Below are 523 nucleotides of genomic sequence, written 5' to 3'. Positions count from 1 at the left end.
CCCTGCATGGTCAAGGCGCAGGTCCCCACCGGCAAGCGCGGCAAGGCCGGCGGCATCCGGGCGGCGCACTCGGCCGACGAGGCCCGCAGCCTCGCCGAGGCCATCCTCGGCATGACGATCGACGGGCATGCCGTCGAGTCGGTGCTGCTGGAGGAGCGGGCCGAGATCGCCCGCGAGTTCTACGCCGCGATCCTGACCGACACGGCGAGCCGGCGGCCCCTCGTCCTGTTCTCAACCGAGGGCGGCATGGACATCGAGGAGGTGGCCGAGACCCGCCCCGAGGCCCTTCGGCGCCATCCGGTCGACCTTGACGCTGGCTTCACCGAGGTCGAGGCCCGCGCCCTGGTCTCAGGGCTCGACCTCGGGCCGGCAGCCGATGCGATCCCCGGCATCCTCGCCGCCCTCTACCGGATCTCCGGCCAGGTCGACGCGGAGCTGATCGAGATCAACCCGCTGGCGCTGCTCGCCGACGGCCGCGTCGTGGCGCTCGACTGCAAGCTCACCCTCGACGATGCCGCCGCCT

Annotated in this window: 1 protein-coding gene; it reads left to right on the top strand. The window is 72.7% G+C overall.

What is annotated here, in order from left to right:
* Positions 1-523 (top strand): ATP-grasp domain-containing protein (locus WDW90_RS38005; RefSeq protein WP_336492857.1); only part of this gene is annotated, 523 nt, incomplete at both ends.

The sequence above is a fragment of the Methylobacterium nigriterrae genome, assembly GCF_037106235.1.
GTDB lineage: Bacteria > Pseudomonadota > Alphaproteobacteria > Rhizobiales > Beijerinckiaceae > Methylobacterium > Methylobacterium nigriterrae.
The sequence above is the reverse complement of the archived record's forward strand: the minus strand, read 5'-3'. Positions and strand labels throughout refer to the sequence as shown.